The following is a 26107-nucleotide window of genomic DNA, read 5'->3' on the forward strand; positions in this document are numbered from 1 at the left end:
CTCCTTTATTGATATTTTTTTAATTCAAGCTTGGCAACCTGTGCTCTGTGGACTTCATCTGGTCCATCTGCAAGACGTAAGGTCCGGGAATTTGCCCATAAAGCGGCAAGCGGGAAGTCACCCGAAACACCTGCGGCTCCAAATGCTTGAATAGCACGATCAATTACCCGAAGGGCCATGGAAGGCGCAACCACTTTGATCATTGCAATTTCTGTTTTCGCCACTTTATTCCCGACTGTGTCCATCATATAGGCAGCCTTTAGCGTTAGCAGTCTCGCTTGTTCAATCTCCATACGCGAATCGGCAATCCATTCACAAATCACCCCTTGGCTTGATAATGGTCTCCCAAAGGCCACCCTACTTTGGACGCGCTTACATAATTCTTTAAGCGCTCGCTCCGCCGCCCCAATCAACCGCATACAGTGATGGATGCGCCCTGGGCCGAGACGCCCCTGAGCAATCGCAAATCCCTTTCCTTCTCCCAAAATAATGTTGCCTGCCGGAACACGGACATTTTCGTAAGTGATTTCACCGTGTCCGTGCGGGGCATGATCATAGCCGAATACCGGCAGCATCCGTTCAATTGTCACCCCAGGAGTATCGAGTGGTACAAGAATCATAGATTGCTGCTCATGACGATTGGCATTCGGATCCGTTTTCCCCATGACAATCGCAATTTTACAACGCGGATCTCCAGCACCTGAAGACCACCATTTCCGTCCATTGATAACATATTCATCGCCATCCCGTTCGATTCTAGCCTCAATATTGGTCGCATCCGATGAAGCTACATCCGGTTCCGTCATCGAAAAACAGGAGCGGATTTCGCCTGTTAATAACGGCTTTAACCACTGTTCTTTTTGTTGTTCGGAGCCATACCGGACAAGAACTTCCATATTTCCCGAATCAGGTGCATTGCAATTAAACACCTCAGGACCTATCAAGGAACGCCCCATTATTTCACATAGTGGTGCATATTCTTGATTTGTCAGGCCTGCCCCGTATTCACTCTCCGGTAAAAATAGATTCCAAAGACCAACCGTTTTTGCTTTTTCCTTCAATTCCTCCATGATGGGCGGCACTGCACTCCAGCGGCTCTCCTGTTGATTTAATTGTTGTTCATATACATGCTCGTTTGGGTAAATAAATGCTTCCATGAAATCATTTAATTTCTGTTGTAAATCTCTCACTCTTTGAGAATATGAAAAGTCCACTTTTCCACCTCTTTCTACATACTAACCAGTTGGTATGTTATAGGTATAATTATACTCTCTGGATTTTAATATTCAAACAATTTTGTAAATATTCTAAAATCTTTTATTCATTTGTTTCTGTTTTTTCATCACTTCATAGTACTTTTCGATAATATCTGTTAAAACATCACCCTTATATACCCGGCCTACTTTCAAGTTTTCCTGATAATATTCGACAATTTCATCCAGCTTTACAGCAATTTCCTTCGATACTCTTACATTTAATTGGACACGTCCATTTTCCGTCATGTTTTCCACTCCTATATATAGGATAGCTTTCTGCTAGCATAAGCTATCCTTCTGTTATAACTACTGCTACTATACTATTTTTCTACATATTTTTCATTGATTTTTTAAAAAAAGTGAGAGACTATTTATCCCCCACTGTTTTTACCATTATATAATAATCGGCTCATCAGAGTAATTGAACGTACATTGTTTTTCCAGCCATTTCTCCAGTACTACTAATAGTTCAGGATGAATGGGCAAATTGCCATCCGAGATGATATCCTTCTTTACTGAAAGAATATTCGATGTTTTCTCTTGAAACTTACAGGAATGCCCCATATTTTCGACAATGTAGTATTCTGATTCACCCTGTACGTATTTGGAAAGATCCTCTAAATCCTTTGGGTTTGCTTGGATATCTCTTGCCCCTGTAATCGCAAGAATCGGACTTGTTACTTTCGCTAAGTCCTCTCTTATATTGTGTTGAAAATGTTCCCGCATCCACTTTGCGTTTATTTTCGAAAAGCCGACTTTCATTACCTCTTTATTCGAACTAAGAACTTTATCTGTAAACTTTTTAGCTTGTTTTTCAATTTTATTTTGAACTCCAAGCATTCTCAGTAAAAATCCTTGAAAGCCTTTTAACTTCATCACGTCTTGGCTCGCAATATCCCGTTGATATTTTAATGCCTCGCTCAGGTTTGCAACTGCCCCGGAAAGCAAAATGGCCCCTGCTAATTCTTCTCTTGCAGCTACTAACGTCCCGATCATACTTCCTTCGCTGTGACCTAACACCATTACTTGATCAGGGTTGACCTCAGGTAGATTTTTCAAAAATTGAACTCCGGCTCTGGCATCATCCACTAAATCCCAAAGTCCTGTTTTATAATAATCCCCTTCGCTTTCTGCAACTCCCCGCTTATCGTAGCGCAAGCTAATGAATCCTAAAGAAGTTAAGAATTCAGCTAACTGGCGATAAAGTTTTAAATCCAGCTTTTCATTTACTTTTCCATTGCGGTCCAATTTCCCTGTACCGCCTAAGATCAGTATTGCCGGCCCCTTTTCTACACGCACATTTGGTAAACTTAGTGTCCCTTTAAGCGCAACCTTACTTTGAATCGTTACGTCCTTCTCCCTAAATTCCATTTTGGAATTCCCCCTATTATTTTATTTATTCTTTTTATCCGGAATAATAATGGTGCCAACGGTTCTCCGTCTTCTTTCTTTTGAAGGTTTATTATTGATTACTTTTGAAAAAGCCTTAACTAAGTCCTGAGCAAACTCGGAAAATTCTTCATCACTTAAATAAATGGAAGCCTGGCGGAAGGTTACTCCATCTGCAGCAAAATCTTTTTTTTCCTGCTGTAAATACTGTTCAAACTCCGCCATTAAATTAGCCATAAATTTAATAAACAACCCCATTTGCTCATCCTTGGGTAATGTATTGATTTCTTCAGGGCCGATTAAAGATTTATTCGGATTTTGAATGGAATAAACTTTTTCGATGGTTCCTCGATTCGGAATCTCCTCAATCACATGAATAATTTCGGCTTCAGCTAATTTTTTTATGTTCCGATATAAAGATGCCTGCGGGATATCTGGAAGCAATTCCTTCAATTGCTGGGCAGTGAGTTGTTGGTTTATTAAGCACTGTATAATTCTCATACGAACTGGATGCAATATCACATCAACGGTTGATTCCTTCATTCTAAAACATGCTCCTATTTTTTATTATCATTCTCAATAATGATAATATTATACTTTTTGATAATTGTAAAGGCAAAGATGGAAAAATAGTTAATTTTTTTCCAAATTGATTACATGAAATCATTTTTTCGAACCATCCTAAAGTGAGGAGGGTTGATCATGTTATCTTGGTTATTAGGATTAATGGTTTATACTGGGCAAATGCTCCCGCAGGATACTTTATCAATTACAAAGGATGGCCGGACCATTTCTGTCGTTAAACGGGCAGAATTCTCCTTTCAATATCCCGGGTTACCAATTATTGCTGAAAAAAAATACAATTCCTTTCTAGATCAGTTGGACCAACAGCTCACTGTTCCATCAAAGGACGCCATGCTTGATCAGAATGGGAATATTGTAGCGGAGCAGGTTGGATACCAAGTTTACCGCAAAGCCTTTACTGAACAATTTTATGCTTTCTATTTTGGAAATAACTCGGTTAATCTCGAAATTCCCATGCTACCTGTATATCCAAGAGTAGATAGTGAATTGTTAGCCGATATAAAAAGTAAAAGAATTGGCCGATATGTAACCTCCTTTAATTCAGGGAATAAAACGAGAACCAATAATATTAAATTAGCGGCAAAGGCTATTAATAATTATGTTATTTTTCCGGGTGAGAAGTTTTCCTTTAACCAAGTCGTTGGAAAGAGAACAGCGGAAAAAGGTTATTTACGGGCTCCCGTTATTGTAAGGGGGGAATACGCTGAAGATATTGGTGGTGGAATTTGTCAGGTATCGTCCACCCTTTTTAATGCCGTTGATAATGCAGGACTGCAGATTGTCCAGCGGTTTTCACACACCAGAGAGGTTCCTTACATCCCAAAAGGCCGCGATGCAACCGTCAGCTGGTTTGGACCTGATTTCGAATTTAAAAATAAATACAATCAGCCGGTTTTAATTCGTGCTAAAACATTAGGGAATTTATTAATCATTAAGCTTTATTCCTCTGAAGTCATAAATTATCAGCCAAAAGAAGTACCAAATCCACCTTATTGAAAAAGTCCGCTCCTGTGAGCGGACTTTTTTCGACTATTGTCTTTTATTTCTTAAAGCGCTTTCTAATAACTCCTCAGAAAACTCTGTTAATGCTGCGTTATCCATCATACCTATATTGGTTTTCGGAGTGAAGGTTTTCACCATATTTTGCATATTATTTTGCATATTATTTTGCATATTTTGTAAAGGAAGTGCTGAAATTTTTCGTTTTCCTCGGGTAACTCCATAAACAGCAGCACTTAAACCAAGACCAAATAGGGAAGCCCACATAGCCCCTCGACTTTTTCGTTTTCGTTTAAACATATTGAAAAACGGTTCCATGTTAACGTTCCTCATATCAAAGCACTCCTTCGAATTATAATAAAAAGGTTTTACCCTTTCAGTAGCTTAATTTGTGCACTTTAATCTGAGCTTATGTTTGGGAATGTACTCATTGATTGTTATTTGCTGGGAGACTGCGTCCATACCGTTGATAAAGCTTATCTTTAGACATCAATAAATAATTCAGTTTATTTTTTTGAAAATTTCTGAAGGATGATTTTGTAAGCAGAAAAATAGGAAATTGGCCGACTTTTTTGGCACGCCGGTAAAGGCGGTTATTTGGTCTAAAAGTTTCAAACCCTAAGGGTACAACACCTTTATTAATCGTCGTGATTCCAATGATCCCCTTAATTTGCGTTTCTCTTGGATGCGTGTTTACATAACGGGCAAGTGAGGGCATCGACCTCAAAACGGTCTTATAAATCTGTCTTGCCCGATTTAGGTCATTTTTCATTTTTATATATTCATTTAGGAGCCGGACATTGTGTAAATGAATCTTAATCAAAAGATCGTTACGGCAAATTAACGTACCGTCAGATAAAATGATGTTTTTCCCTTTATATTTGGTAATCCTCACTCTAAAAATTGATTTTTTCTTATTCTCTTCCTGGATATAATGTAATCGTGAACATAAATAAAATAATGGATCAATTAATTTCCACATCCATAAAATCGCTAGGCGTATCCTCATGGCCAGCTCTCCTTCTGCCAGTGTTCCTTTTTAGGATGTTTAAGAATTACCTTTTTAGTTATGGTAATGTCAGGATATGTTTTTGGAGATAAAATGATAAAAGCTGGGGACAATGCCCCAGCTTTTACGAAATATGATGGAAAGTTATTTCTGGACGACTGCCAATCCGGATATTCACTCCCGTTTGGCCTAAACCTTCACTAATATAAAATGGCTTCCCTTCATGGTAATGTAAACCTTTCACAATGTTCATCCGAATCAGCTTTCCCATTTTTAGCAAATGATAAGGTTTTGGCCAATGGATTTGTCCGCCATGAAAATGACCAGATAAAAGATAATCATACGGATAGTTTTTCATTTTCAGCACCACATTAGGGTCGTGCGTTAAAACCAAATTGTAGCCATCCTGCAGGTTCCGGTAGGATTCTTCTAAATTACTTCGATGTGAATGATGGTCATCAATCCCAATGATGTTGACCACTTCCCCATCAACTTTAAAAGAAACATGCTGATTTTGAAGTGTTATACATCCATTTTCTTCTAATGTCTGTTTAAGAAGCTCAAAATTTTCTTTTTTTAAAAAATAATCATGATTGCCATATACAGCATACATTCCAAATCTGGGATTCAAACGTGATAATGCTGAAAGATATGGAACCAATTTTGGTATACTTCTTTTACGATCTAAAAAATCACCCGTAAGCGCAATTAAATCAATTTTTTGATTTGAGACGGTTTGAAACAATTCTTCTGGGGAAATAGATATATTTTCAAGATGTAGATCGGATAGATGAAGGATATTAAGTGGCTTATCCGTTAATTTTGAATGTGAAACCGTAATATTATTTAAAACAACATCCTTTGTATTTTTATGTGCTTTATAAAAAAAATAAATGCTGAAAACGCAAAAAATAATACCAAGTAAATAAATCAAATAATCCCCTCCCACTTCTAAGTATAGAATCATTGGGGGATTCCTTATAGTGGGAGTTAATGGGATTTGTATTTGGTTTACATAATAATATTATTGTCCATTTTTAAAAAATTAAATCTTTGAAAAAGAACCCATCCATGTCCTTTTACATAGTATGCAAAAAAAGAGATTTGGGTGGTGTGTCTGATGGGAGCCTTAACCTATTTTGATTTTTTAGCCAAGTTTGGCGTTGGCGGTGCTCATCCCGGTGGTATCATTTTAACAAAAGAATTACTTGCAAATGAAAAAATCACGAATCAATCACATATACTAGATGCTGGATGTGGAACAGGGCAAACGGCAGCATTTTTAGCCCAGCAATACCAAGCAAACGTTACAGGGGTCGAAATCAATCCGATTATGATTGAAAAAGCGAAAAATCGATTTGAAACCATGAAATTGCCGGTTCAACTTATTCAAGGATCCGTTGAAGAAATTCCTTCTGCGGCCAATTCTTTTGATTTCGTCTTATCTGAGTCGGTTTTGGCTTTTGTTAATAAACCAAAAACATTAAAAGAATTCTATCGGGTATTAAAAAAAGGCGGTCGCTTTATCGCAAATGAAATGACGATTAACCAAAAGCTTTCGATGCAAGAGGAGCAAGAAATAAAACAATTTTATGCACTGGATTCTTTATTGTTGGAGGAAGATTGGAAAGAGCTATTAGAAAAAACGGGATATAAAAATATAGAAGTAAAAAAACAAAAACAGTCCTTAGCAGAAGGAAACCATGCACCAGAATTCAATTTTTCAGCTAATTTCGAACCAGAATTATTTGCAATTTTTAACATGCATGCGAATATGGTTTTAAAATATCAGGATATCCTTAGCTATCGGATTATTACCTGTACAAAATAATGATTGAAAAAGAGCTTTTCCGTCAATCGGGAAGCTTTTTTTGTAATCTAATTGGACAAGAATGGTTAACCGCCCTTTCAACTTGTACTCTCTTTACATAATTTATAGCAAGTCCCTTGCGGAAGGAGGATTCTTGCATGAATTATGAAAGAGCACGCCATCTTGAAGGTCAAATGATTCGGTTTAAAAACGAAAAAGGAGACTGGGTGATCGGGAAAGTTGTTCAGGTTAAAGAAGACGGTTTTGAAGTGGCTGAATTAAATTCAAAACAACCGCATGAAGGCTATGGGTTTGGATTTTTTCCTGGGCCATTTTTCGGAAGACCATTCTTTGTACCGTTTGGAGTTGGATTCTTCCCATTTTTCTTTTAATTCCATTTAGAGCAATGCCTTCGTGCTTGCTCTTTTTTTCTTTTAAACGTATATAAATATTTTTCCGTCAAAAAATAAGAACGGGAAAGGTTTGGTGAAAGAAAAATGGATAAAACATTAGGATATCTCCGTGAAATATTATCAAATTACAATGACGAGCATCATTCAGAGGGCCGCCGCCTATTTCGCAAGGTGTCAGAGGGGAAATTTACCTCCGAGGGGGACTTTGTTCGCCATTTAAGTCAAAAAGAAATTGAATTTTTAAATGACATCCTGCCAAAAGAAATTATGTATGCGAAAGAAGAACTTGATGCAAAAAGGGCACATGAATTAAATGAAGTATATGAGTTATTGTTTTAATCTTACATAAAAAGATGGCGGTGTGATTCTGCCATTTTTTTATTGAGTAAATTTCCTGTATTTTCTGATAATATTTCCTAGGTAAGCGCATTTTTTGACAAAATACCTTCATTCTTCTCTTTAAATTCATCAGCAAACGACAAAAATCTCCGCAGAAACTCTGCATTTCTGACATTGAAAATAATATTTTCGAAGTTAGAATAGTTGATTTCCGCTCCATGCACTTCGCTTTCCGCGAGGGTGCCGGGGAGCCTCCTCGTGCTTTGCTCCTGCTGGGTCTCCCCTGCCCCATACTCCCACAGGACATTGAATTACTTCCTCGAATCCGCACACGCACGAAGGAAATGCGATAGCATTTCCGAGGAATCTTCGTGCCTTCCGCTTCAATCAACTTAGTTAGGAAATTAACATAACCCACAAAAAAATAGAAGCTTTTCGCAAGCTTCTAATGGATGTCTTTTTTCTTAAATCTTCCTCCACGCACTTCAGCGATGTCCGCGACGGCTAAAAAGGCATGATCATCATTTTCGGAGACAATTTCCTTTAATTTTGCTTCTTCAAGACGATTGATGACACAAAAGATTACTTTTTTATCATCTCCGGAGTAAGCCCCCTCACCCTTCATATAGGTCACACCACGGCCAAGCCGGCTCATGATGGCATCCCCTATTTGTTTGGCGTTGTCACTTATAATCCAAACCGATTTAGATTCATCCAGACCGGTCACTGTGATATCAATCGTTTTGTAAGCAACAAAATAGGCAATTAACGAATACATGGCCCGATCCCATGAAAAGACGAAACCGGCACTGCCTAAAATAAACAGATTAAAAAACATGATGATTTCCCCAACCGAAAAAGGGAGCTTATTGTTAAAAAGAATCGCAAGGATTTCAGTTCCGTCTAAAGAACCACCATAACGAATGACAATACCGACTCCAATTCCGAGAATAATCCCTCCAAACACAGATGCAAGCAAAATATCTTGCGTAAAAGCAGGGACTGGATGAAGTAATGTTGTAGCAATGGAAAGAATGATAATTCCATAAAGAGTGGATAAAGCGAAGGTTTTTCCAATTTGTTTATATCCGATGTAGAAAAACGGCATGTTTAGTATAAAGAGGAAGATACCTATTTTCCATCCAGTAAGATAGGAAAGCATAATGGAAATACCAGTAATACCTCCGTCAATTACATTGTTGGGAACAAGAAAAATTTCGAGCCCAACTCCCATTAATGTCGCCCCTAGCGTGATTAATAAGATTCTTTGAAATATCTTTCTTTTTGTTAGTCTCCGGTGCTGCATTCTATCCAAAAGCGCTTCCTGTTGTTCGGTAATAGAGATATTTTGAATTTCTGCCATTAACCTGCCCCTTTCATTTGATGTTCTAATTTAAGTATATCGAACTATGACTGATATTAATATTCATTTGCTCCAAATTGGAACAAAAAAACTGCCTGGTATATCAGGCAGAACGGTTGGAAATCAACTTGGATCTACTTCATCATATGAAAGGGTCGTGACACTTGTATACTCTCCTCTTTCAACCTCTTCTTCCGTTGCACTTTGCTCCAACTCTTCCTGGTCATCCATTCCGGGTGCAACAGTCGGATCTTTTTTCTTATCCATTCGGTTATACATAAACAAATCCACTCCTTCCAATCTAATTTTTTCCTACAATATCCGTGATTATTCCAATTTTGAGCGGTAAAGATTTTTAACGTGTGGTTAATCTGGATTGTCATTGAAAAAATAAGCCTGTTTAACTAGTTGTTGATTTCCACTCCAGGCACTTCGCTTCAATCAAGGTTGTTCAAAATGATCATTGTTCTTGAATAAGACCAAAATATAAAAATAAAAAACTGCCGTTTGATCCGGCAGCTTTTAGGTTTATAACATCTTAGGAGACCCAACCATGACATCCGCCAATTTGTTCATTCATTCCCCTTCCTATTTACCAGAAGGTTTGAACCATTAGCCGATGTGTGTTTGTTCCGTTGAAGGAATTAATTCTCATGTAAATGGAATTCAAATTCCTAAAAAGAAACAATTTTTGGTGTGTTACCGATTTATTAGACTCATTTTCCTTCCATTTGGTATGGTCTCATGGCAATGAACAACTTGATTGGAAGAAGGTTAAGATAATTAAATTCGCATCCTTTTCCAATTTACTTTTTTCATCGCTCCTCCTATCCAAATATTTGTACAGATTTACCTTACTACTCGTTCACAAACGGAACGAACACGTATGGTTGAGTCTCCTAAGATGTTAATTTGTTTTATTAACCTCTACACCTATAGTATAGCACTGAAAAAAAAGAATTCACCCTTTACCTGTGACAAAGATGTGAAATATTTGGGAAAAGCTCTAAAAATAAAGTGGCTGCCAGAGAAGTCTCTAAAAATAAATCTTCTAAGCCTTGTTCAGTGTTTTCCGTAATTCAATTTACTAAAAATGAACATTTTTTTGTGAACTTTTTAATACCCATGTTAAGCCGAATGTTCATATTATGCACTCTATTGATTGGAGCGGAAGGCGCGAAGACTCCTCAAAAATGCTAACGCATTTTCTTCGTGCGTGGGCGGATTCGAGGAAGCAATTCAGTGTCCTGCGGGAGTACGGGGCTAGGGAGACCCCGCAGGAGCAAAGCGACGAGGAGGCTTCCCGGCACGCCCGCGGAAAGCGAAGCGCCTGGAGCTGAAATCAACAGACCTATTTAAACAGCCGAAAAATTAAAAATAATAGGGGCTACCAAAGGTCAGTTACCTGACTTTTGGACAGCCCCATTTTTTCAGCTTAAAATTATTGTTCTTTTATACGTGCGCGTTTAATAAAGAAAGCGAGAACCAATGCAACCGCTGCAATAACCGTTGCAACAACGAATGAATCATTGATTCCATCAATGGTTGCCTGTTTCATGGTTTGCCCATAAATCATATACAAACTCAGTTGGTTACCAGCCCCTGCAGGTACATGTGCAAGCGCCGCAATACCTTGACCTATTTGTGATACTTTTCCTGCGATAAATGGGTTAGCACTTGTAATCAGGTTTGAATAGTCTCCCAAATGGGCCTCTTGTCTAGTCGACATAACTGTAACAAGAAACGCTGTTCCAATACTTCCGGCAACTTGTCGAGCTGTATTAGAGGCAGCAGTACCATGGGCACCAAGATGACGAGGTAATTGGTTTAACCCTTCTGTCATAACCGTCATCATTAAAAAGGACATTCCAAACATCCTCATTACATATAGGAATAAAATATGAGAATAACTTGTCGTCATACTTAGGCTAGAAAATTGCCAAGTTGTAATAACTGTTATCGTTAACCCGACAACGGCTAACCATCTAGCCCCAATTTTATCAAATAATGCACCAGATATGGGTGACATAATTCCCATCACAATTGCTCCTGGCAGTAACAGAAGGCCCGATTCTAGCGCAGTAAATCCACGAATATTTTGCAGATAGATTGGGAGCAAGATCATTGCACCAAACATCGCCATATTAATAATCATACTGATAATCGTTGTTAATGCAAAAATATCATACTTAAAAACGCGCAGTTCTAACATAGGATGATCGGTTGTAAGCTCGCGAATAATAAAGGCAATTAAAGTTATGATCCCAATGACAAGCGAGATCACTACCGTTCCACTCGACCACCCTTTACTTCCGGCTTCACTAAATCCATAAAGGAGGAAACCAAATCCCAATGTGGAGAATAATACACCTGGGAAATCAAACTTTGGATTGGTGATTTTCGTTACATCCCTCATCCAAATAAAGCTTAAGATTAAATCAATAATACCAATTGGGATAACAATATCAAACAATAATCTCCAAGAATAATGTTCAATCAGCCACCCTGATAAAGTTGGACCAATGGCAGGGGCAAACAGCATAACAATTCCCATCATCCCCATCGCCATTCCCCGTTTTTCTGGTGGGAAAATAGCAAAGAAAACAGTCATCAACAGAGGCATAATGATACCTGCACCGGATGCTTGCACAATCCTGCCGATCATAAGAAAGCTAAAATTTGTTGAAAACGAACATATAAACGACCCGATTGTAAAAAGCATAATCGCGGTAATAAATAATTTTCTTGTACCAAACTTCTCAATTAAATAGGCAGTGATTGGGATACAAATTCCGTTCACAAGCATATAGCCAGTTGATAACCATTGAACAGTTGTTGCTGAAACATTTAAATCCGACATGATATGTGGAATGGCAACATTGAGCAAGGTCTGGTTCAAAATTGCGACGAAGGCCCCCAACATCAAAGCTGTAAGAATCTTTCCTTTTCCAACTTCTCTTTTCGCCTCTTTCACTCTTGATAATGTTGGTGACTCCTCTTCCTCAATCGGTTCTACATTTGCTTCAACATATTCCAATGCTGGCTCTGTTATCGCAGATACCTTCAATAAATCTTCTACTTCTTCTTCCATGTTCCTTTTGGGATTCTCATCCTGAACACCAGGAGTTGAATTCTTTACAGAACGATTCTTGGGTTTTCTGCCTTTTTTCATAAACATAAAATTAAACAGTAATAGCACCAATATGCTTAAAATGACATAAACCGTGATATATATTGACATCGAATCACCTACTTATGAATTCTCACGGTCACGTTCATACCAGGGACAATCTGAAGTCCTTTGTTATCATCAATTGAAATTTTAACAGGAATTACTTGTGTTACTTTTGTATAGTTACCTGTACTGTTGGAACTTGGCAGAAGAGAAAAAGTACCTGATGTTGCAAGACCAATTTTCTCCACTGTTCCTTTTAATGTTGAATTAGGAAAAGCATCTACATAAATATCAACATCTTGTCCTTCAGCTATTGCATCAATTGAAGTTTCCTCAATATTAGCAGTTACCCATAACTTATCAAGATCATATACCTGAGCAAGCGGGGTACCAGCAGCTACAAAGGAATTTTTCACAGCATTTGTTTGTACAATTGTGCCACTAGTCGGAAGAGTTATATTAATGGAAGTTGGTGCAGCAGCTGCCCCCGCCCCCGTTCCAGCAGCTAGAATGGTTCCGATTTTTTGATTCTTGGAAAAATGATCGCCTACATTTCCGTTCCAATCTGTTAATTTCCCATTAGCTGGTGCAGCAACTGTCACCTGCTGCCCTGCAATTTGAGCATTGTCAGTAGATAAATAATTTACTGTTTTGTTGTAGTAGGAATAGGCTGCAAAACCCCCTCCGACTAAAATAAGTAATATCAAAATGTTTACTAAAATCAGCCGTTTAGTGTTCATATAAATTAATCCTCCTCAATTGAAAGCTTCGATAGAATAAGCCTGTGTAAACTTAATAAATGTTCAATCTCTTCTTTTGGTAAATCCATAACATCATTTAATTTTTTTCTTAGGATAGATTCAGAAGAATAAACCTGATCTAACAGCTCTTTTCCAGCTTGGGTTAAATGAATCAAAACCGCTCTGCGATTTTCAGGCGGAACAATCCGCTCGACCAAACCACTTTGAACTAATCGATCAATTACCCCACTGACTGTGCTGTTCGTTAACCTTAATTTATCGGCTAGGTCGCCCAAGCCAATCTTAGGGTTTGAAGAAATTCTATAAAGGGCCTTCAGTTGAACAACCGTAATTCCCATTCGGTCTGCCTCAGTCTTAATAAGCCGATAAATGGCCTTGTTTATTTCCGAAAATGACTCAACAATTACATTGTTTAATTCGTACATTTCTTCCTCCTTTGCCTCGATAGTCTAAGGTCTCTAAATCGAATATTTCGCATACGAATTGATTTATTACAAGATAGAATTATATATAGATACCCTTTAGTATGTCAACAACAAAATATTTCACTCTTACGTTCAGTAAATACTGATTTCAACATAATAACTCCCTCTTTTTCCCAATGAAAATGAAGGCGTCTTTTTCTTTAGGTTTAAATAGACTAGGGAACATTATTTACAGACCTTCATTGAGTCTAAAATGAAAGGAATGGATAGAATGCAGGAATCCATTAAAAAACATGCCAAACAGTTTTCTTCCATTAATGATTTAGATCCACTTATCCAGCAAATTGGGGAAGCAAAATATGTACTCTTAGGGGAGTCATCACATGGTACTTCCGAATTTTATACACTTCGTGCTGAATTAACAAAAAAATTAATTACGGAAAAAGGATTTTCGATAATCTCAGTTGAAGGAGATTGGCCAGCTTGTCAAAATATCAATCGCTATATAAAAGGATACGGCCAACCAAAACAGAATGTTAAGGAAGTATTAGAGGCATTTGAACGATGGCCAACCTGGATGTGGGCAAATCATGAAATGATCGGCCTTATCGAATGGTTAAAAGATTATAATCAACAAAGTAATCAAAATATTGGTTTTTACGGTATCGATGTCTACAGTTTATGGGAAAGCTTGGATGAAATTATCCATTACCTTGAAAAAACACAATCACCAGAACTTGAAACAGCTAGAAAAGCTTTTTCCTGTTTCGAAACGTATAATCGTAATCATGAATCTTATGCTGTTTCAGCTGGTTATTTATCAGAAAATTGCACCAATGAATCACTCCAATTATTATCATCCATTCAAAAAAATAAATGGAAATACCAGGATGACTTCGAGGGAAGCCTGAACATGGAAGTGAACGCACTTGTTACGGCCCATGCGGAAGAATATTATCGCATTATGGTGCGAAGTGATTCAGAGTCTTGGAATATTCGAGATCGTCACATGGCTGAAGCGATTGAAGCCATTATCAACTATTATGGGGACGATGCAAAGATCATTATCTGGGAGCATAACACACATGTTGGCGATGCTCGGGCAACCGACATGAAGGAAGAAGGGATGATCAATGTTGGACAATTGCTTCGAGAGAGGCATCCTAAAAAGGATGTTTACATCGTGGGCTTCGGTACCTATAGCGGCACTGTCATTGCTTCTAGAGAGTGGGGCTTGAATTTTCAAATTACGGAGGTGCCTCCTGCTCAATATGGAAGTTGGGAGTATCTTATGCATTTAAATGGAGAATTTAATCAGTTTCTTTTGTTTACAGATGAACATCGCTATGAATTCGACAATACCATTGGTCATCGGGCAATCGGTGTTGTCTATCAGCCGGAATATGAGCATTTTGGAAATTATGTTCCTTCTCAAATGGGTGAGCGTTATGATGCGTTCCTATTTATAGACCAAACCACTGCTCTAAATCCCCTTGTTTTGGAAAAAATCATTTTTTAAACCTTAAAGGTCCCCCTTCTACGGAAGAGCGACCTTTTTGTTTCTGTTATTTTGACCCTGGGGCGGGGTGATCGACGCCTTTTACATGATGGCTATGGCCATTGTCTTCTGTAGTATGAAAATCATAATAATGAACATGCATACCATTGCCGACAGGAATAGCTGGACCTGAATAGGCCTTGTAATAATGGGTATGTCCATCCTCAAATAGTACATACCCTTCCGTGTAATGAATATGACTTCCATCCTGAGTTTGAATTGGGGGCGATGTTACATCTAGGCACTGATGGACATGGTTTAAACTTAAACCTGTATAATCAACAGAACCATGATTATGATGGGGAACAAAACCTTTTACAAAATCATCTTTTCCTATTTCATCTCTCACACTCTTCCCTCCATGTTTGAAAATTCATCCTGCTTAACTATATGCGCGAAATTTTTAAAAAAGAAAACAAAAATGTACATAGGCTAATGTGTAAGTTCACATACTACTTTTGTAATTGAATTCAATGAAAAAGAGGGATCACTAAATGACAGTTGGAACACAAGTAAAGCAAGCCTTAGCTAGTTTAAAAAGTGCCCAAGCAAGTTTTGAAACCTTTGCATTAGCCACTGATAACCAAAACGCAAAACAGCTTTATCAACAAGCTGCCCAGCAAACTCAATCAGTGTTAGATAGCTTAGAACCACGCCTTCAAGAAATTCAGGCCGAAGAGCCACAATACAATCAATAATAAGCAAATAGGTTGGCGTTTCTGCCAACCCCTTTTTCATTTCTGTAGTGAATCTCATTACATAGTAAGTCCTTCAAGAAAGGAAGATGCATTGTGACCGTTGCTTCTAATGTAAAGACAACACTTGCAACGATTAAAGATATTGAGGCACAGTTATCGGCTCTGGCTCTCAACTCACTTGATGAGGAAGCGAAAAGAGTTTTTCATGAGACTGCCCTTACATTTGAACATGTAAAAAAGGACATTCAGACAAGAGTATATGAACTTGAACGTCAAGAACCGCAATACAAAGGATAATGGATTGAGGTGAGAAAAGATGCCTGGATGGGTTTTAATTATTGCTCGATCACTAATCTTCTTATTATTAGTATTTCTAACCACTAAACTTCTTGGAAAAAAACAAATCTCCGAACTTAACTTCTTTGAGTATGTTGCAGGCATTACTATAGGCAGTATTGCTGGTGAAGTAGTGACTGGGCTTGAAAGTAATGCATATCATGGGGCGTTGGCCATCATCGTGTTTGGCCTGATTACTTTCATGGCTGACTTCCTTTCATTAAAAAGCAAAAAGTTCCGTGATGTTATGGATGGTAGAGGAGCTGTAGTAATTAAGGATGGAAAAGTTTTGGAAGAAAATTTAAAGAAGGAAAAATACACGATTGATGAATTATCCGCCCTGCTTAGGCAGAAGGACATTTTTAGAATCGCTGATGTTGAGTTTGCTGTTCTTGAACCTAAAGGGAATTTGAGTGCAATGTTGAAAAAAGAGAATCGACCTCTCACTCCCAAAGATTTGCAAATGAAAACCGCAAATGAAAAAGAGCCCCAAACTGTTATTATGGACGGTAAAATTTTAGATGAAGCACTTCGTTCATCAGGAAAAAGCCGTGGCTGGCTTACTACAGAATTAGAAAAACTCGGGGTTACACTTGATAATGTTTTTATCGGACAGGTGGATTCATACGGGGAATTAACCATCGATATTTATGATGACAAATTACAAGTAGCTTCCCCACAGCAGCGCCCGCTATTAATGGCGATGCTGAAAAAAACCCATGCAGACTTGGAGTTATTTTCATTAGCCACTAACTGTGAGGAATCAAAGGACATGTATATGAAAAATGCAGCCATTGTCCAAAATTCAATCGATCAGTTAGCTCCTTATTTGAATGGTTAAAAAGGAAGATCCTTATTCAATCAGATAAGGATCTTTTCGTCTTTACGCACTTAGTACAGCAGATGTGAATCATTATTTAGACTCTTCATAGTTATCCCGGTCGATACTAGAAAATGGTTACCACTTTATTTCGATAAAAAGCCGATGGCATAATGAAAAGGCTTGTTCCTTAAACTAAGAACAAGCCTTTTGTGTACTAATTTGGACTGGGTCGATGAAACAGTCCCATTACTTCGATTGTTTCGGTAATATTAACAAATGCTGAAGTATCCACCTCAGAGATGAGATTTTTAACATCATTTAATTCATACCTGGAAATAACCGTGACTAAAATATTCCTTTTGTTATTGGAGTAACCGCCTACTCCATCCATTATCGTTAAACCTCTGTACAAATTAGACAGCAGATGTTTTCGCATTTCTTCGCCTTTTTCAGTAATAATCATAATGGTGAGCTTGGCATGGTCCGTGTAAATGGCATCGACCACTTTACCGGTAACAAAAATGGAGACCAATGTATTGAGAGCAGAATCCCAATTAAATAAAAATCCACTGATGATTATGACTACACCGTTCATCCCAGATAGAAGGGCACCAATTGGAAAATCCATTTTTCTAGCTAGAATCATGCTAATGATATCAAAACCGCCTGTAGATCCAGAGCTGCGAAATACCATTCCGACCCCAAGTCCCGTAATAGCTCCCCCAAATATAGAAGAAAGTATTTTATCTTGCGCGATGGCATGAACAGGAATGATATAAAGACCAATCGAAATAATGATTACGGATAGGATGGAATTAATAATTAACCTTCTACCGAGCATTTTATATCCAATAATTAATAACGGAAGATTCAAAAGAAAGTTCGCAAATCCCGTATTTAACGGGGTAATCATCCCTAGAATCATGGAAATTCCGCTCATTCCTCCACTTAAGACTTGATGAGGAATTAAGAAAAGATTAAATCCAAAAGCAACAATGAGAGAACCGAAAACTATTCCAAGATATTGCAAGAAAGTGCCCCTCCTACTATCTATTCTTTTCAAATATCATACCGATTCTCGGACCCCAAGTAAATTTAATAGTTTTTTACAATAATATACAATTATCTGATAAATATAAATTTTCTTTTATTAATCTTTTCGGATATTTTACCAATATTATTTAAAAAAACCTGATAAAATTGAATTTATATGTAAGTTATGTACTATTTATTCAGTGTTTTATTTTTCCCTTATTTTGATAAAAATTATTCTTCAAGAAAAACAATTGACAATTCTTTAATATTATTTATACTTTATTAATATATTAACTTTAATATTTAAATCCTCATCAAGCCGATGAGGTAGAGGTCGCGGTTTTTATTAGTAATGCGGACGAGATGTGAGAGACATCGTTAACTCCGTTTGAAAGGAAAAGCCGCCGAAGCGTATTTTTTTCTCTTAAAAAAGTATGCTGGGGCTGTCTCCGAATAGGAACAGAACTGTCATGATTAGCCCTACCAGCCAATCGTGTTGAGCTATCTTTCGGAAGGTATGATGCGGGGTATTGATATGCCACCTGAATCTACTTCGGTGGCATTTTTTATTCCAAACTCCTTCCTATTAGAAAAGCTGTAGCACCTTTTTTTAGGTGCCGTAACTAGACAGCAAAGAAAAGGAGTATAGATAATATGCAAACTGCACGTGTATCAAAAGAAAATTCAAGTGCTGATGTTCTAATCTCGAACAAAGAAAAATCAGGATTAAAGCGCAGCTTAAAAGCCCGTCACCTTACAATGATCTCCCTCGGGGGGACAATCGGGACAGGTTTATTCCTTGCAAGCGGCGGGGCAATCGCTACTGCCGGACCTGGTGGCGCGATTCTTTCCTATCTAATCATTGGGATTATGGTTTACTTTTTAATGACAAGCTTAGCCGAAATGGGCTCCTATATGCCGGTTGCTGGAAGCTTTAGTACGTATGCAAGCAAATTTGTTGACCCTTCCTTAGGATTCGCTCTTGGGTGGAATTATTGGTATAACTGGGCCATCACCATTGCTGCAGAATTAGCAGCTGTTACAATGATCATGAAATTTTGGTTTCCGCACACCCCATCTATTTTGTGGAGTGCCATCTTTTTAGCAATTATGTTTCTACTAAACTTTATTTCGGTTAAAGGCTTTGGTGAAGCGGAATATTGGTTCTCCTTAATTAAAGTTGTCACAGTTATCATCTTTATTATTACTGGAACATTAATGATATTTGGTATTATGGGCGGACATGTTATCGGTTTCAAGAATTTCACTGTTGGGGATGCCCCTTTCCATGGTGGTTTCATGACCATGCTTGGAATCTTTATGGCAGCCGGATTTTCCTTCCAAGGAACAGAGCTTCTTGGTGTGGCAGCCGGTGAAACAGACAATCCAGAAAAAGCAATTCCTCGTGCTGTTCGTCAAGTTTTCTGGCGCATTCTATTATTCTATGTTTTAGCTATTTTAGTAATTGGTTTATTGATTCCATACACGAACAGTAACTTAGCAAACAGCGATGTAACAGTCAGTCCGTTTACACTTGTATTCCAAAAAGCAGGGATCGCCTTTGCTGCATCTGTCATGAATGCTGTTATTTTAACTGCGGTATTATCAGCAGGAAATTCAGGGATGTATGCCTCAACTCGTATGCTTTGGGAATTAGCTCGTCAAGGTAAAGCACCAAAATTTCTTGGCAAATTAAATAAAAATGGTGTACCTGTTAATGCGTTAATTGTTACTACTTTAGTTGGCACTCTTGCATTTCTTGCTTCCCTCTTCGGAGATGGAACTGTATATATTTGGTTATTGAATGCTTCAGGTATGTCAGGTTTCATCGCTTGGTTGGGAATTGCGATATGCCATTACCGTTTCCGCAGAGCCTATGTTGCACAAGGCAGAGACTTAAGCAAACTTCCATATAAATCTAAGCTTTTCCCATTTGGTCCAATCTTTGCCTTTGTTGTGTGCGGATTCGTCGTTTTAGGTCAAAACTACTCCGCATTTACCGGAGACCATATTGATTGGAATGGTGTATTAGTCTCCTATATCGGATTGCCATTGTTTATCATCTTATGGTTAGGATATAAATTTACAAAAAAGACGAAATTAATTCCTTTAGATAAATGTGATTTAAATAACTAATTAGAATAGCACGCTAAGGCGTGCTATTTTTTTTCAAATTGATTTTTTAAAACAGCTAATACTCTTTTCATCAGCGTAACGTCTTTTCTTCCCTACAAAATAAAAAACAGACCCAAAGATGATGAGACTGTTTTTAACTATATTATTTATCTTCTGATGTCCAAACATACAGATCTTCAATTTGGCAATTCAATTCTTTGGAAATAGTCATGGCATTGTTCAAATTCATTACTCTCTTGGATAAGTAATCATTGAGTTGACTTTTAGGAATATTCGTATTCCTTTCCAAGCTGTCTAAATCCATACTGTTTTTTGATAATAATTCTTTGAGGTTACTCTTTTTCGCCTTATAATTCGTCAAAATGACACCTCACTTTTTATTTAGTATAACATACTATTTCAAAATTGGAAGGTAATAGATAGATGAGTAATATTTTTCCAAAAAATAATAAAGTTCCTCTCCTATAACAAGGAGTATTTTTTCATACTATAGTATAATGGAGGTAGAATATTAAATGGGGTGTTAATTTGGGAAGTTCAAACAACCGCTATAATAGTGGAGAGATTGTATATATTAAAGGAACGGAAGAGATGGTTACGATTTTGAAATGGCAATATGTAAAAAACATGAAAAGATATTCTTATGTTGTTAAAGAGCACCCGTCCACATTTTTCTTCGAAGAGGAGTTACACCGTCCGTAATTCCTCGCTACTTCAGTCAAAAAAAGAAGACCATTCCGGCCTTCTTTTTATTTTGTTTTTAATTAAAAATCTGCGTTTCCTGTTGTTCTTGGGAATGGTATAACATCTCTAATATTCGACATGCCTGTTAAGTACATGATTAAGCGTTCGAAACCTAGACCATATCCGGAGTGCTTTGTACCGCCGTACTTTCTTAGCTCCAAATACCACCAATAATCTTCCTCGCTCATTCCAAGTTCTTTGATTTTTGAGGCAAGAATCTCTTCGCGCTCCTCACGCTGACTGCCTCCGATTAGTTCACCGATACCAGGCACAAGTAAATCGGTCGCAGCAACTGTCTTGTCGTCTTCGTTTAATCTCATATAGAAAGCTTTGATTTCTTTCGGATAATCCGTAACAAATACTGGCTTCTGGTAGACTTTTTCACATAGGTAGCGTTCATGCTCGGTTTGTAAGTCTAGTCCCCACTCAACAGGGTAAGCAAACTGCTCTCCGGATTTTTGTAAAAGTTCAATTGCCTCCGTATAGGTTACACGGCCAAAATCTGCCTTATGGGCGCTATTAAGGCGATCTAACAAGCCTTTTTCAATAAAGCTGTTAAAAAAGTTCATTTCTTCAGGTGCCTGTTCAAGAACATAACCAATCACATATTTGACCATGTCCTCAGCAAGATCCATAATATCTGGAAGCTCTGCAAAAGCAACCTCTGGCTCAATCATCCAAAATTCAGCTGCATGCCTTGCCGTATTGGAGTTCTCTGCCCTAAATGTCGGACCAAAGGTATATACATTTCGGAATGCCAACGCAAAGGCTTCACCGGATAACTGACCGCTCACCGTAAGATTTGTTTCTTTTCCAAAGAAATCCATCGTGTTATCAACTTTTCCTTCTTCATTTTTCGGAAGGTTGTCCATATCCAAGTTGGTCACTCTGAACATTTCACCAGCACCTTCCGTATCACTGCCAGTGATGATTGGCGAATGAACATACACGAAGCCTTTTTCTTGGAAAAATTGATGAATCGCATAAGATGCTAGAGAGCGTATACGGAACACTGCTGAAAATGTATTTGTTCTTGGCCGTAAATGAGCAATCGTTCTTAAATACTCAAATGAGTGCTTTTTCTTTTGTAATGGGTAATCTACATTCGAAGTACCTTCAATGGAAATTTCAGTTGCTTTAATTTCAAAAGGCTGCTTCGCTTGAGGCGTATGAATAAAATCACCGACAACCTTAATCGATGAGCTGATTGGGAGCTTAGCGATTTCTTTAAAATTATCCAATTGTTCGTCAAAAACAATTTGAACCCCTTTAAAAAAGCTTCCATCATTTATTTCAATAAAGCCAAAGGTTTTGGAATCACGAATGGTACGAATCCAACCCGATAATTGAACTTTTTGATCAATATAATTTTCTGTATTTCTGTACAAATCCTTAATTAAGGAATTTTTCATTACAATAGACCTCCTAAAGCATTTAAATATGTAAAAAAACCTCTCACCCCAAGCGGGATGAAAGGTAAATCCACGACAAAAAGTTTTTCTTTTATCCCTTCAATATTATATAAAAAAACTGCTCTAAAAAACAACCTTCTACCATTTTTGCGATTTTTCTGGAAATTTGCAGGAGTTTTTTAGATGATAGTCGAATTAGTATAGAATCAATCGATTCTTGATATGAGGAGTGGTTCTTGTGGATAAAGTTACATGTATTGCTTTCCTTCTTTATGAATCTTCAAACAGTCAAGACATCAAAGAAAAAGCCATCCAATTACTGAATGGCGATGTATCACTGCGGGAATTAAAAAAAAATGCTCAGGTGCAACATTATCTTGTCATTGTAGAATCTTTATTAAAGAAGAATAAAATAGACAAAATCCAGGTACAGCGTTTTGCTGAGGAATTTATGGTTCTCGAGGTATAGCATCGTCTAGTTTTGTTCTAACTGCTTTTCATAGCATGAAATCTCAATTTCTTTTTTCCATAGTGCTTTTTTAAAATATTTAAATCCTAATGATTCCCAAAAAGAATGTGCCTTGTGATTATCTTTTATCACACCAATTCGGATACATTTTAATCCTCGATCTAACATTTCATTTTCGTATATTTCATACGCCTGAACACCAAAGCCATATCCCTGATAATCTCTGTGAATGATTAATAGTCCTAACCAAGGAGTCTGATCTTTTGGATTTTCCAGCAAGTAATCAATAATCCCGATATAGGTGTCATCTAATTTAATAAACACACTAGTTGATTGTGAATTTAGAAATTCTTTTTCCATATCGTCAATCGTTCTAGTGACATTGCCGTTTTCAAGTTGATTATACTCTGGATTTGAGTTGATAATCTCTAGCGCAATATAAAGTGTATCTTGGGTAATTTCTTCAAAATACATGGACATAATCCTGCCTCCGAACCTATATACTTTAACAAACATTATAACAAATCTGTCAAAAACATTTCGAAATCTAAGGTCATAAAATTTAATTATTGGCATAAAATGAATCGTTTTGATTTTGATAGCATAAAGAAAGGTGATTTTAATGATGCAAGTAAACGTCACGGTATCTTACCAAGGAAAAAACTATTTAACGAATGTGATTACAAACCGAAATACGTCAGATGAAGAAATTTTTCGATTAGCATATGAACAAGTGCAAAAACAATACGAAAGAAAAAATTTATAATAAAGAAAAAGCTGTATGATCAACTGATCATACAGCTTTTTTGTTAGTCAAAAATATAGGCAGTTTGCGGTACATTTTCCATTAACGGACTAACCCCATCCGATGTCAGCAGATGCAGTTCATGCATCGCCCTGGTACAAACCGTATAAAATAGTTTTCGTTCCTGTTCATCTTTATACTGTGAGCTATCATAGAGAATGACAGCGTCAAATTCAATTCCTTTTGCCAAATAGGAAGGGATAACGAGAATCCCTTTCTCATACGATATCGTCCCTTTTTCAATTAAATGAAGAGGGATTCTACCCTTTAATATCTCATACGCTGCCTTACTTTCCTTTTCTGTTCTGCAAATTACCGCAATCGTCCGATGCCCTGCACCTTGCATTTCCGTAATTTTATTTAGGATCACTTCATCCATCTGATCTTTTTCAACTTTCTTGACCGCCGGTTTCTTCCCTGTCCGGTTAAAGGGTTCAATTTGCTCCCCCCCTTCAATCAAAGCACGAGTAAACTCAACAATCTCCTTTGTCGAACGATAGGTTTTTGTCAAAACAATCCTTTCAACCTTATCACTGCTGATTTCAAGGTCGGTCAAAACCGTATCAGAACCGGTTGCACCGGAGAAAATTGCTTGATTAAAATCACCTAATAAGGTCATTTTACTAAATGGAAATAACATCTGAAGGAAAGCAAATTGAAATGGTGAATAGTCCTGTGCTTCATCTATAAAAATATGCCGAATCGAAGTATTGGAAGTACGCCCCTCAATAAGATCCTGCAAATAAACAAATGGGGTGGCATCTTCATATGCAATCTCCAGCTTTTTTAATTTTTGAAGAGTTTGTGCACAAATTTGAGGCCAACCTTCAGGAAAAGCCCCCTCAATATGATCTTCAAAAAGCTGCTCGTATATAGCCGGCATATCCACAAACTTCAATCTTTTGACTTTCGAAAAAATTGGTTTAAACTTTTCTTTTACAACCATTTCCGCAAGCAGCTTTTGCTCACTATCAAAATCATCAAAGCTATTATGCGTGAACCGGTTCTTTTCTTGCAATTTTTTATATACATCTAAGTAATCTTCTTTTTCTAGAAATTGCGTTTCTTCCTCGACCCAGCTCTTTGAGCGCTCCTTTCTCACCCTCCTCTTTAATTCTCTTAATAACCATTCCTTAACCAACTGCATTCGGTTCGGAATCGAGTAAGATACATCTAAAGAATAAAAGTAATCATGAATCGTTTCTTTTGAAAAAAGCACCTCTCCTCTGAAGGTTAGATCCCTAAAAATTAAACCTTGTTTAGACAAGTTCAAAGCATATAAATCCATAACATCTTTAAAAGCTAAACTAGCCTTGTAGCGAATACCTTCAACCCGTGTTAGATATTCCTGCCCTTCTTGCCCATTTAACAAATATTCCATTTGAGAAAAAGGGTCTTCGACCTCAAATTCTTTTCCAAGCCGGTGGTTCAGGTACTCCTGAAAGGTAACCTGCTGCATATTTTCTTCCCCTAATTCGGGGAGGACAGTGGCTACATAGCTATTAAATAAAGGATTCGGGGAAAACAGCATAATATTTTCCGACTTCAATGTTCCGCGGTAACGGTAAAGCAAATAAGCAACTCTTTGTAAGGCTGCTGATGTTTTTCCACTCCCAGCCACTCCCTGAACAATCAGTAGATTGCTTCGCTCATCGCGGATAATCTGATTTTGTTCCCTTTGAATGGTCGCGACGATACTTTTCATTTGTGTGCTGGCGTTATTCCCAAGCACTTCTTGAAGCATTTCATCACCAATGGTAACCCCGGTATCAAACATTCCTTTAATTTCGGAAGACCGAATGATAAATTGACGCTTTAAATTCATTTCCCCTTCAATAGTTCCTTCAAGTGTTTCATATTTAGCCGGACCCGGAGGATAGTCATAATAAAGACTTGATATAGGGGCACGCCAATCATAAATTAAAAAGTTCTCATCTTGCTCATCCATGAGTGAGGCAATTCCAAGATATACTTGATCAGCGGACTTTTCCCCGTTCTCCCAAAAATCAATTCGACCAAAGTAGGGCGAATATTTTAATCTTGCTAAAGTGTTTAGCTGCTTATCAATCTGTTTATGTGTCCGCTCCCGTTCTGAAAGTAATTCAGCCTGCTGCTTAATACTTGCGGCAGTCTCAATAACGTCATCCGGTTCATCCATATTGACCGTTACATCTTCCCAGAAAGTTTTTCGTAACTCGAGAACATCAGAGCTGACATTACCGGCACCTTGCTTGAATTTTTTTGTCTTTTTGTCAATTTCCTTTACAACGAAATCAACACGATCCTGTTCTGTTCGCCAGTCTAAGTTTTGTAAATCGCTCATCGAACCACTCTCCAGAAAAAATTTGGCCTATTTTTTTGACAAACATCAAAAAATGTGATAATGTTATTATAGGATATTTATATATAGCTTTTAAAATTACCAATTAGACCAATATTAATTTTAACATGCCTATTTTTAACATTCAACCAATATTTCAAACTCAAAACGCCAATTTGGCGTTTTTTTTTATGTCCATTGTTAGTATTTGTTTTCTGCCCTCATTCATTCCTTCTCCCCTGTTATT

At 37.5% G+C, this 26107-nt stretch carries 30 protein-coding genes and 1 riboswitch; of the genes, 12 read left to right on the top strand and 18 right to left on the bottom strand.

Going from position 1 to position 26107, the window contains the following annotated elements:
• Positions 1-5: 5 nt before the first annotated feature.
• The 4 genes from E2K98_RS21445 to E2K98_RS21460 all read right to left on the bottom strand — a co-directional run bounded on the left by E2K98_RS21445 (position 6) and on the right by E2K98_RS21460 (position 3188).
• A complete protein-coding gene (locus tag E2K98_RS21445; RefSeq protein WP_133337776.1) occupies positions 6-1214 on the bottom strand; it encodes an acyl-CoA dehydrogenase in 1209 nt (402 codons plus the stop codon).
• Between the two features lie 93 nt (positions 1215-1307).
• Positions 1308-1502, bottom strand: a complete 195-nt coding sequence (locus E2K98_RS21450) for a hypothetical protein (RefSeq protein WP_133337778.1) — start codon at positions 1500-1502, stop codon at positions 1308-1310.
• A 147-nt stretch (positions 1503-1649) separates the two neighbouring features.
• The gene (locus E2K98_RS21455) at positions 1650-2627 is read right to left on the bottom strand and encodes an alpha/beta hydrolase (RefSeq protein ID WP_133337780.1); all 978 of its coding nucleotides are present in this window, start codon (positions 2625-2627) and stop codon (positions 1650-1652) included.
• Positions 2628-2648: 21 nt separating this feature from the next.
• Positions 2649-3188, bottom strand: coding sequence for a helix-turn-helix domain-containing protein (locus E2K98_RS21460; protein WP_133337782.1), 540 nt, complete (start codon positions 3186-3188; stop codon positions 2649-2651).
• Positions 3189-3347: 159 nt separating this feature from the next.
• Here E2K98_RS21460 and E2K98_RS21465 point away from each other — a divergent pair, with 159 nt between their 5' ends.
• Positions 3348-4226: a VanW family protein gene (locus tag E2K98_RS21465; RefSeq protein WP_133337784.1), complete on the top strand. Its 879-nt coding sequence runs from the start codon at positions 3348-3350 to the stop codon at positions 4224-4226.
• 33 nt (positions 4227-4259) lie between these two features.
• Here E2K98_RS21465 and E2K98_RS21470 read toward each other — a convergent pair whose 3' ends face one another.
• The 3 genes from E2K98_RS21470 to E2K98_RS21480 all read right to left on the bottom strand — a co-directional run bounded on the left by E2K98_RS21470 (position 4260) and on the right by E2K98_RS21480 (position 6205).
• Positions 4260-4562, bottom strand: coding sequence for a hypothetical protein (locus E2K98_RS21470; RefSeq protein ID WP_133337786.1), 303 nt, complete (start codon positions 4560-4562; stop codon positions 4260-4262).
• A gap of 94 nt (positions 4563-4656) precedes the next feature.
• Positions 4657-5238, bottom strand: a complete 582-nt coding sequence (locus tag E2K98_RS21475; RefSeq protein WP_133337788.1) for a YkoP family protein — start codon at positions 5236-5238, stop codon at positions 4657-4659.
• Between the two features lie 124 nt (positions 5239-5362).
• The gene (locus tag E2K98_RS21480) at positions 5363-6205 is read right to left on the bottom strand and encodes a metallophosphoesterase (protein WP_133337790.1); all 843 of its coding nucleotides are present in this window, start codon (positions 6203-6205) and stop codon (positions 5363-5365) included.
• 153 nt (positions 6206-6358) lie between these two features.
• On the opposite strand from E2K98_RS21480, the gene E2K98_RS21485 reads away from it, so the two are divergent.
• The 3 genes from E2K98_RS21485 (at position 6359) to E2K98_RS21495 (ending at position 7800) form a co-directional block, all read left to right on the top strand.
• Positions 6359-7069: a class I SAM-dependent methyltransferase gene (locus tag E2K98_RS21485; RefSeq protein ID WP_133337792.1), complete on the top strand. Its 711-nt coding sequence runs from the start codon at positions 6359-6361 to the stop codon at positions 7067-7069.
• Between the two features lie 137 nt (positions 7070-7206).
• Positions 7207-7440 carry a hypothetical protein gene (locus E2K98_RS21490; RefSeq protein ID WP_133337794.1) on the top strand — a complete coding sequence of 78 codons (234 nt, stop codon included), beginning with the start codon at positions 7207-7209 and terminating at the stop codon, positions 7438-7440.
• Between the two features lie 105 nt (positions 7441-7545).
• Positions 7546-7800: a sigma-G-dependent sporulation-specific acid-soluble spore protein CsgA gene (locus E2K98_RS21495; protein ID WP_133337796.1), complete on the top strand. Its 255-nt coding sequence runs from the start codon at positions 7546-7548 to the stop codon at positions 7798-7800.
• Positions 7801-8245: 445 nt separating this feature from the next.
• On the opposite strand, the gene E2K98_RS21500 is transcribed toward E2K98_RS21495, so the two are convergent.
• From E2K98_RS21500 to E2K98_RS21515, 5 genes are all read right to left on the bottom strand, one after another.
• Positions 8246-9106: a YitT family protein gene (locus E2K98_RS21500; RefSeq protein ID WP_372512773.1), complete on the bottom strand. Its 861-nt coding sequence runs from the start codon at positions 9104-9106 to the stop codon at positions 8246-8248.
• A gap of 180 nt (positions 9107-9286) precedes the next feature.
• Entirely contained in the window at positions 9287-9442 is a 156-nt protein-coding gene (locus tag E2K98_RS31115) for a hypothetical protein (protein ID WP_165976332.1), read from the bottom strand.
• Positions 9443-10604: 1162 nt separating this feature from the next.
• A complete protein-coding gene (locus E2K98_RS21505) occupies positions 10605-12404 on the bottom strand; it encodes a DHA2 family efflux MFS transporter permease subunit (RefSeq protein WP_133337798.1) in 1800 nt (599 codons plus the stop codon).
• 8 nt (positions 12405-12412) lie between these two features.
• Positions 12413-13078 carry an HlyD family efflux transporter periplasmic adaptor subunit gene (locus E2K98_RS21510; protein WP_133337800.1) on the bottom strand — a complete coding sequence of 222 codons (666 nt, stop codon included), beginning with the start codon at positions 13076-13078 and terminating at the stop codon, positions 12413-12415.
• A gap of 5 nt (positions 13079-13083) precedes the next feature.
• Positions 13084-13524: a MarR family winged helix-turn-helix transcriptional regulator gene (locus E2K98_RS21515; protein ID WP_133337802.1), complete on the bottom strand. Its 441-nt coding sequence runs from the start codon at positions 13522-13524 to the stop codon at positions 13084-13086.
• A gap of 262 nt (positions 13525-13786) precedes the next feature.
• On the opposite strand from E2K98_RS21515, the gene E2K98_RS21520 reads away from it, so the two are divergent.
• A complete protein-coding gene (locus E2K98_RS21520; protein WP_133338066.1) occupies positions 13787-15043 on the top strand; it encodes an erythromycin esterase family protein in 1257 nt (418 codons plus the stop codon).
• A gap of 46 nt (positions 15044-15089) precedes the next feature.
• Here the strand turns inward: E2K98_RS21520 and E2K98_RS21525 are convergent, their stop codons facing one another.
• Positions 15090-15431: a YmaF family protein gene (locus E2K98_RS21525; RefSeq protein WP_133337804.1), complete on the bottom strand. Its 342-nt coding sequence runs from the start codon at positions 15429-15431 to the stop codon at positions 15090-15092.
• A 145-nt stretch (positions 15432-15576) separates the two neighbouring features.
• Between E2K98_RS21525 and E2K98_RS21530 the strand changes: the two genes are divergently transcribed.
• From E2K98_RS21530 to E2K98_RS21540, 3 genes are all read left to right on the top strand, one after another.
• The gene (locus tag E2K98_RS21530; protein WP_026576867.1) at positions 15577-15780 is read left to right on the top strand and encodes a DUF1657 domain-containing protein; all 204 of its coding nucleotides are present in this window, start codon (positions 15577-15579) and stop codon (positions 15778-15780) included.
• A 93-nt stretch (positions 15781-15873) separates the two neighbouring features.
• Positions 15874-16077 (top strand): DUF1657 domain-containing protein, encoded by a 204-nt coding sequence (locus E2K98_RS21535; RefSeq protein ID WP_133337806.1) that lies wholly within the window; start codon positions 15874-15876, stop codon positions 16075-16077.
• 19 nt (positions 16078-16096) lie between these two features.
• Positions 16097-16957, top strand: a complete 861-nt coding sequence (locus tag E2K98_RS21540) for a DUF421 domain-containing protein (protein ID WP_133337808.1) — start codon at positions 16097-16099, stop codon at positions 16955-16957.
• A gap of 196 nt (positions 16958-17153) precedes the next feature.
• Here the strand turns inward: E2K98_RS21540 and E2K98_RS21545 are convergent, their stop codons facing one another.
• On the bottom strand, positions 17154-17969 hold the full coding sequence (locus tag E2K98_RS21545) for a YitT family protein (RefSeq protein WP_035425019.1): 816 nt from the start codon (positions 17967-17969) through the stop codon (positions 17154-17156).
• Positions 17970-18294: 325 nt separating this feature from the next.
• Positions 18295-18486, top strand: a riboswitch (Lysine riboswitch).
• Between the two features lie 142 nt (positions 18487-18628).
• Between E2K98_RS21545 and E2K98_RS21550 the strand changes: the two genes are divergently transcribed.
• Entirely contained in the window at positions 18629-20110 is a 1482-nt protein-coding gene (locus E2K98_RS21550; protein WP_133337810.1) for an amino acid permease, read from the top strand.
• Between the two features lie 142 nt (positions 20111-20252).
• Here E2K98_RS21550 and E2K98_RS32360 read toward each other — a convergent pair whose 3' ends face one another.
• Complete coding sequence (locus E2K98_RS32360) at positions 20253-20471, bottom strand: helix-turn-helix domain-containing protein (protein WP_133337812.1); 219 nt, start codon at positions 20469-20471, stop codon at positions 20253-20255.
• 167 nt (positions 20472-20638) lie between these two features.
• Here E2K98_RS32360 and E2K98_RS31120 point away from each other — a divergent pair, with 167 nt between their 5' ends.
• Positions 20639-20812, top strand: a complete 174-nt coding sequence (locus E2K98_RS31120; RefSeq protein ID WP_165976338.1) for a hypothetical protein — start codon at positions 20639-20641, stop codon at positions 20810-20812.
• Between the two features lie 62 nt (positions 20813-20874).
• Here E2K98_RS31120 and asnS read toward each other — a convergent pair whose 3' ends face one another.
• The gene (gene asnS, locus E2K98_RS21560) at positions 20875-22266 is read right to left on the bottom strand and encodes an asparagine--tRNA ligase (RefSeq protein WP_133337814.1); all 1392 of its coding nucleotides are present in this window, start codon (positions 22264-22266) and stop codon (positions 20875-20877) included.
• A 238-nt stretch (positions 22267-22504) separates the two neighbouring features.
• Here asnS and E2K98_RS21565 point away from each other — a divergent pair, with 238 nt between their 5' ends.
• Positions 22505-22735, top strand: a complete 231-nt coding sequence (locus tag E2K98_RS21565) for a hypothetical protein (protein WP_133337816.1) — start codon at positions 22505-22507, stop codon at positions 22733-22735.
• A gap of 6 nt (positions 22736-22741) precedes the next feature.
• On the opposite strand, the gene E2K98_RS21570 is transcribed toward E2K98_RS21565, so the two are convergent.
• Positions 22742-23215 (bottom strand): GNAT family N-acetyltransferase, encoded by a 474-nt coding sequence (locus E2K98_RS21570; protein ID WP_235824901.1) that lies wholly within the window; start codon positions 23213-23215, stop codon positions 22742-22744.
• A 142-nt stretch (positions 23216-23357) separates the two neighbouring features.
• On the opposite strand from E2K98_RS21570, the gene E2K98_RS21575 reads away from it, so the two are divergent.
• The gene (locus E2K98_RS21575; protein ID WP_133337818.1) at positions 23358-23501 is read left to right on the top strand and encodes a BA3454 family stress response protein; all 144 of its coding nucleotides are present in this window, start codon (positions 23358-23360) and stop codon (positions 23499-23501) included.
• Between the two features lie 43 nt (positions 23502-23544).
• Here E2K98_RS21575 and helD read toward each other — a convergent pair whose 3' ends face one another.
• Positions 23545-25863, bottom strand: coding sequence for an RNA polymerase recycling motor HelD (gene helD, locus E2K98_RS21580; RefSeq protein ID WP_133337820.1), 2319 nt, complete (start codon positions 25861-25863; stop codon positions 23545-23547).
• Positions 25864-26107: the final 244 nt, after the last annotated feature.

It is taken from the genome of Bacillus salipaludis, assembly GCF_004358205.1.

Coding starts and splice junctions, on each gene's coding strand:
- E2K98_RS31115 (WP_165976332.1), bottom strand. CDS start 9,442: ATGTATAACCGAATGGATAAGAAAAAAGATCCGACTGTTGCACCCGGA.
- E2K98_RS21480 (WP_133337790.1), bottom strand. CDS start 6,205: ATGATTCTATACTTAGAAGTGGGAGGGGATTATTTGATTTATTTACTT.
- E2K98_RS21450 (WP_133337778.1), bottom strand. CDS start 1,502: ATGACGGAAAATGGACGTGTCCAATTAAATGTAAGAGTATCGAAGGAA.
- E2K98_RS21575 (WP_133337818.1), top strand. CDS start 23,358: ATGATGCAAGTAAACGTCACGGTATCTTACCAAGGAAAAAACTATTTA.
- asnS (WP_133337814.1), bottom strand. CDS start 22,266: ATGAAAAATTCCTTAATTAAGGATTTGTACAGAAATACAGAAAATTAT.
- helD (WP_133337820.1), bottom strand. CDS start 25,863: ATGAGCGATTTACAAAACTTAGACTGGCGAACAGAACAGGATCGTGTT.
- E2K98_RS21460 (WP_133337782.1), bottom strand. CDS start 3,188: ATGAAGGAATCAACCGTTGATGTGATATTGCATCCAGTTCGTATGAGA.
- E2K98_RS21475 (WP_133337788.1), bottom strand. CDS start 5,238: ATGAGGATACGCCTAGCGATTTTATGGATGTGGAAATTAATTGATCCA.
- E2K98_RS21465 (WP_133337784.1), top strand. CDS start 3,348: ATGTTATCTTGGTTATTAGGATTAATGGTTTATACTGGGCAAATGCTC.
- E2K98_RS21485 (WP_133337792.1), top strand. CDS start 6,359: ATGGGAGCCTTAACCTATTTTGATTTTTTAGCCAAGTTTGGCGTTGGC.
- E2K98_RS21495 (WP_133337796.1), top strand. CDS start 7,546: ATGGATAAAACATTAGGATATCTCCGTGAAATATTATCAAATTACAAT.
- E2K98_RS21570 (WP_235824901.1), bottom strand. CDS start 23,215: ATGTCCATGTATTTTGAAGAAATTACCCAAGATACACTTTATATTGCG.
- E2K98_RS21550 (WP_133337810.1), top strand. CDS start 18,629: ATGCAAACTGCACGTGTATCAAAAGAAAATTCAAGTGCTGATGTTCTA.
- E2K98_RS21515 (WP_133337802.1), bottom strand. CDS start 13,524: ATGTACGAATTAAACAATGTAATTGTTGAGTCATTTTCGGAAATAAAC.
- E2K98_RS21530 (WP_026576867.1), top strand. CDS start 15,577: ATGACAGTTGGAACACAAGTAAAGCAAGCCTTAGCTAGTTTAAAAAGT.
- E2K98_RS21510 (WP_133337800.1), bottom strand. CDS start 13,078: ATGAACACTAAACGGCTGATTTTAGTAAACATTTTGATATTACTTATT.
- E2K98_RS21470 (WP_133337786.1), bottom strand. CDS start 4,562: ATGAGGAACGTTAACATGGAACCGTTTTTCAATATGTTTAAACGAAAA.
- E2K98_RS21505 (WP_133337798.1), bottom strand. CDS start 12,404: ATGTCAATATATATCACGGTTTATGTCATTTTAAGCATATTGGTGCTA.
- E2K98_RS21455 (WP_133337780.1), bottom strand. CDS start 2,627: ATGGAATTTAGGGAGAAGGACGTAACGATTCAAAGTAAGGTTGCGCTT.
- E2K98_RS21540 (WP_133337808.1), top strand. CDS start 16,097: ATGCCTGGATGGGTTTTAATTATTGCTCGATCACTAATCTTCTTATTA.
- E2K98_RS21490 (WP_133337794.1), top strand. CDS start 7,207: ATGAATTATGAAAGAGCACGCCATCTTGAAGGTCAAATGATTCGGTTT.
- E2K98_RS21520 (WP_133338066.1), top strand. CDS start 13,787: ATGGATAGAATGCAGGAATCCATTAAAAAACATGCCAAACAGTTTTCT.
- E2K98_RS21500 (WP_372512773.1), bottom strand. CDS start 9,106: ATGCAGCACCGGAGACTAACAAAAAGAAAGATATTTCAAAGAATCTTA.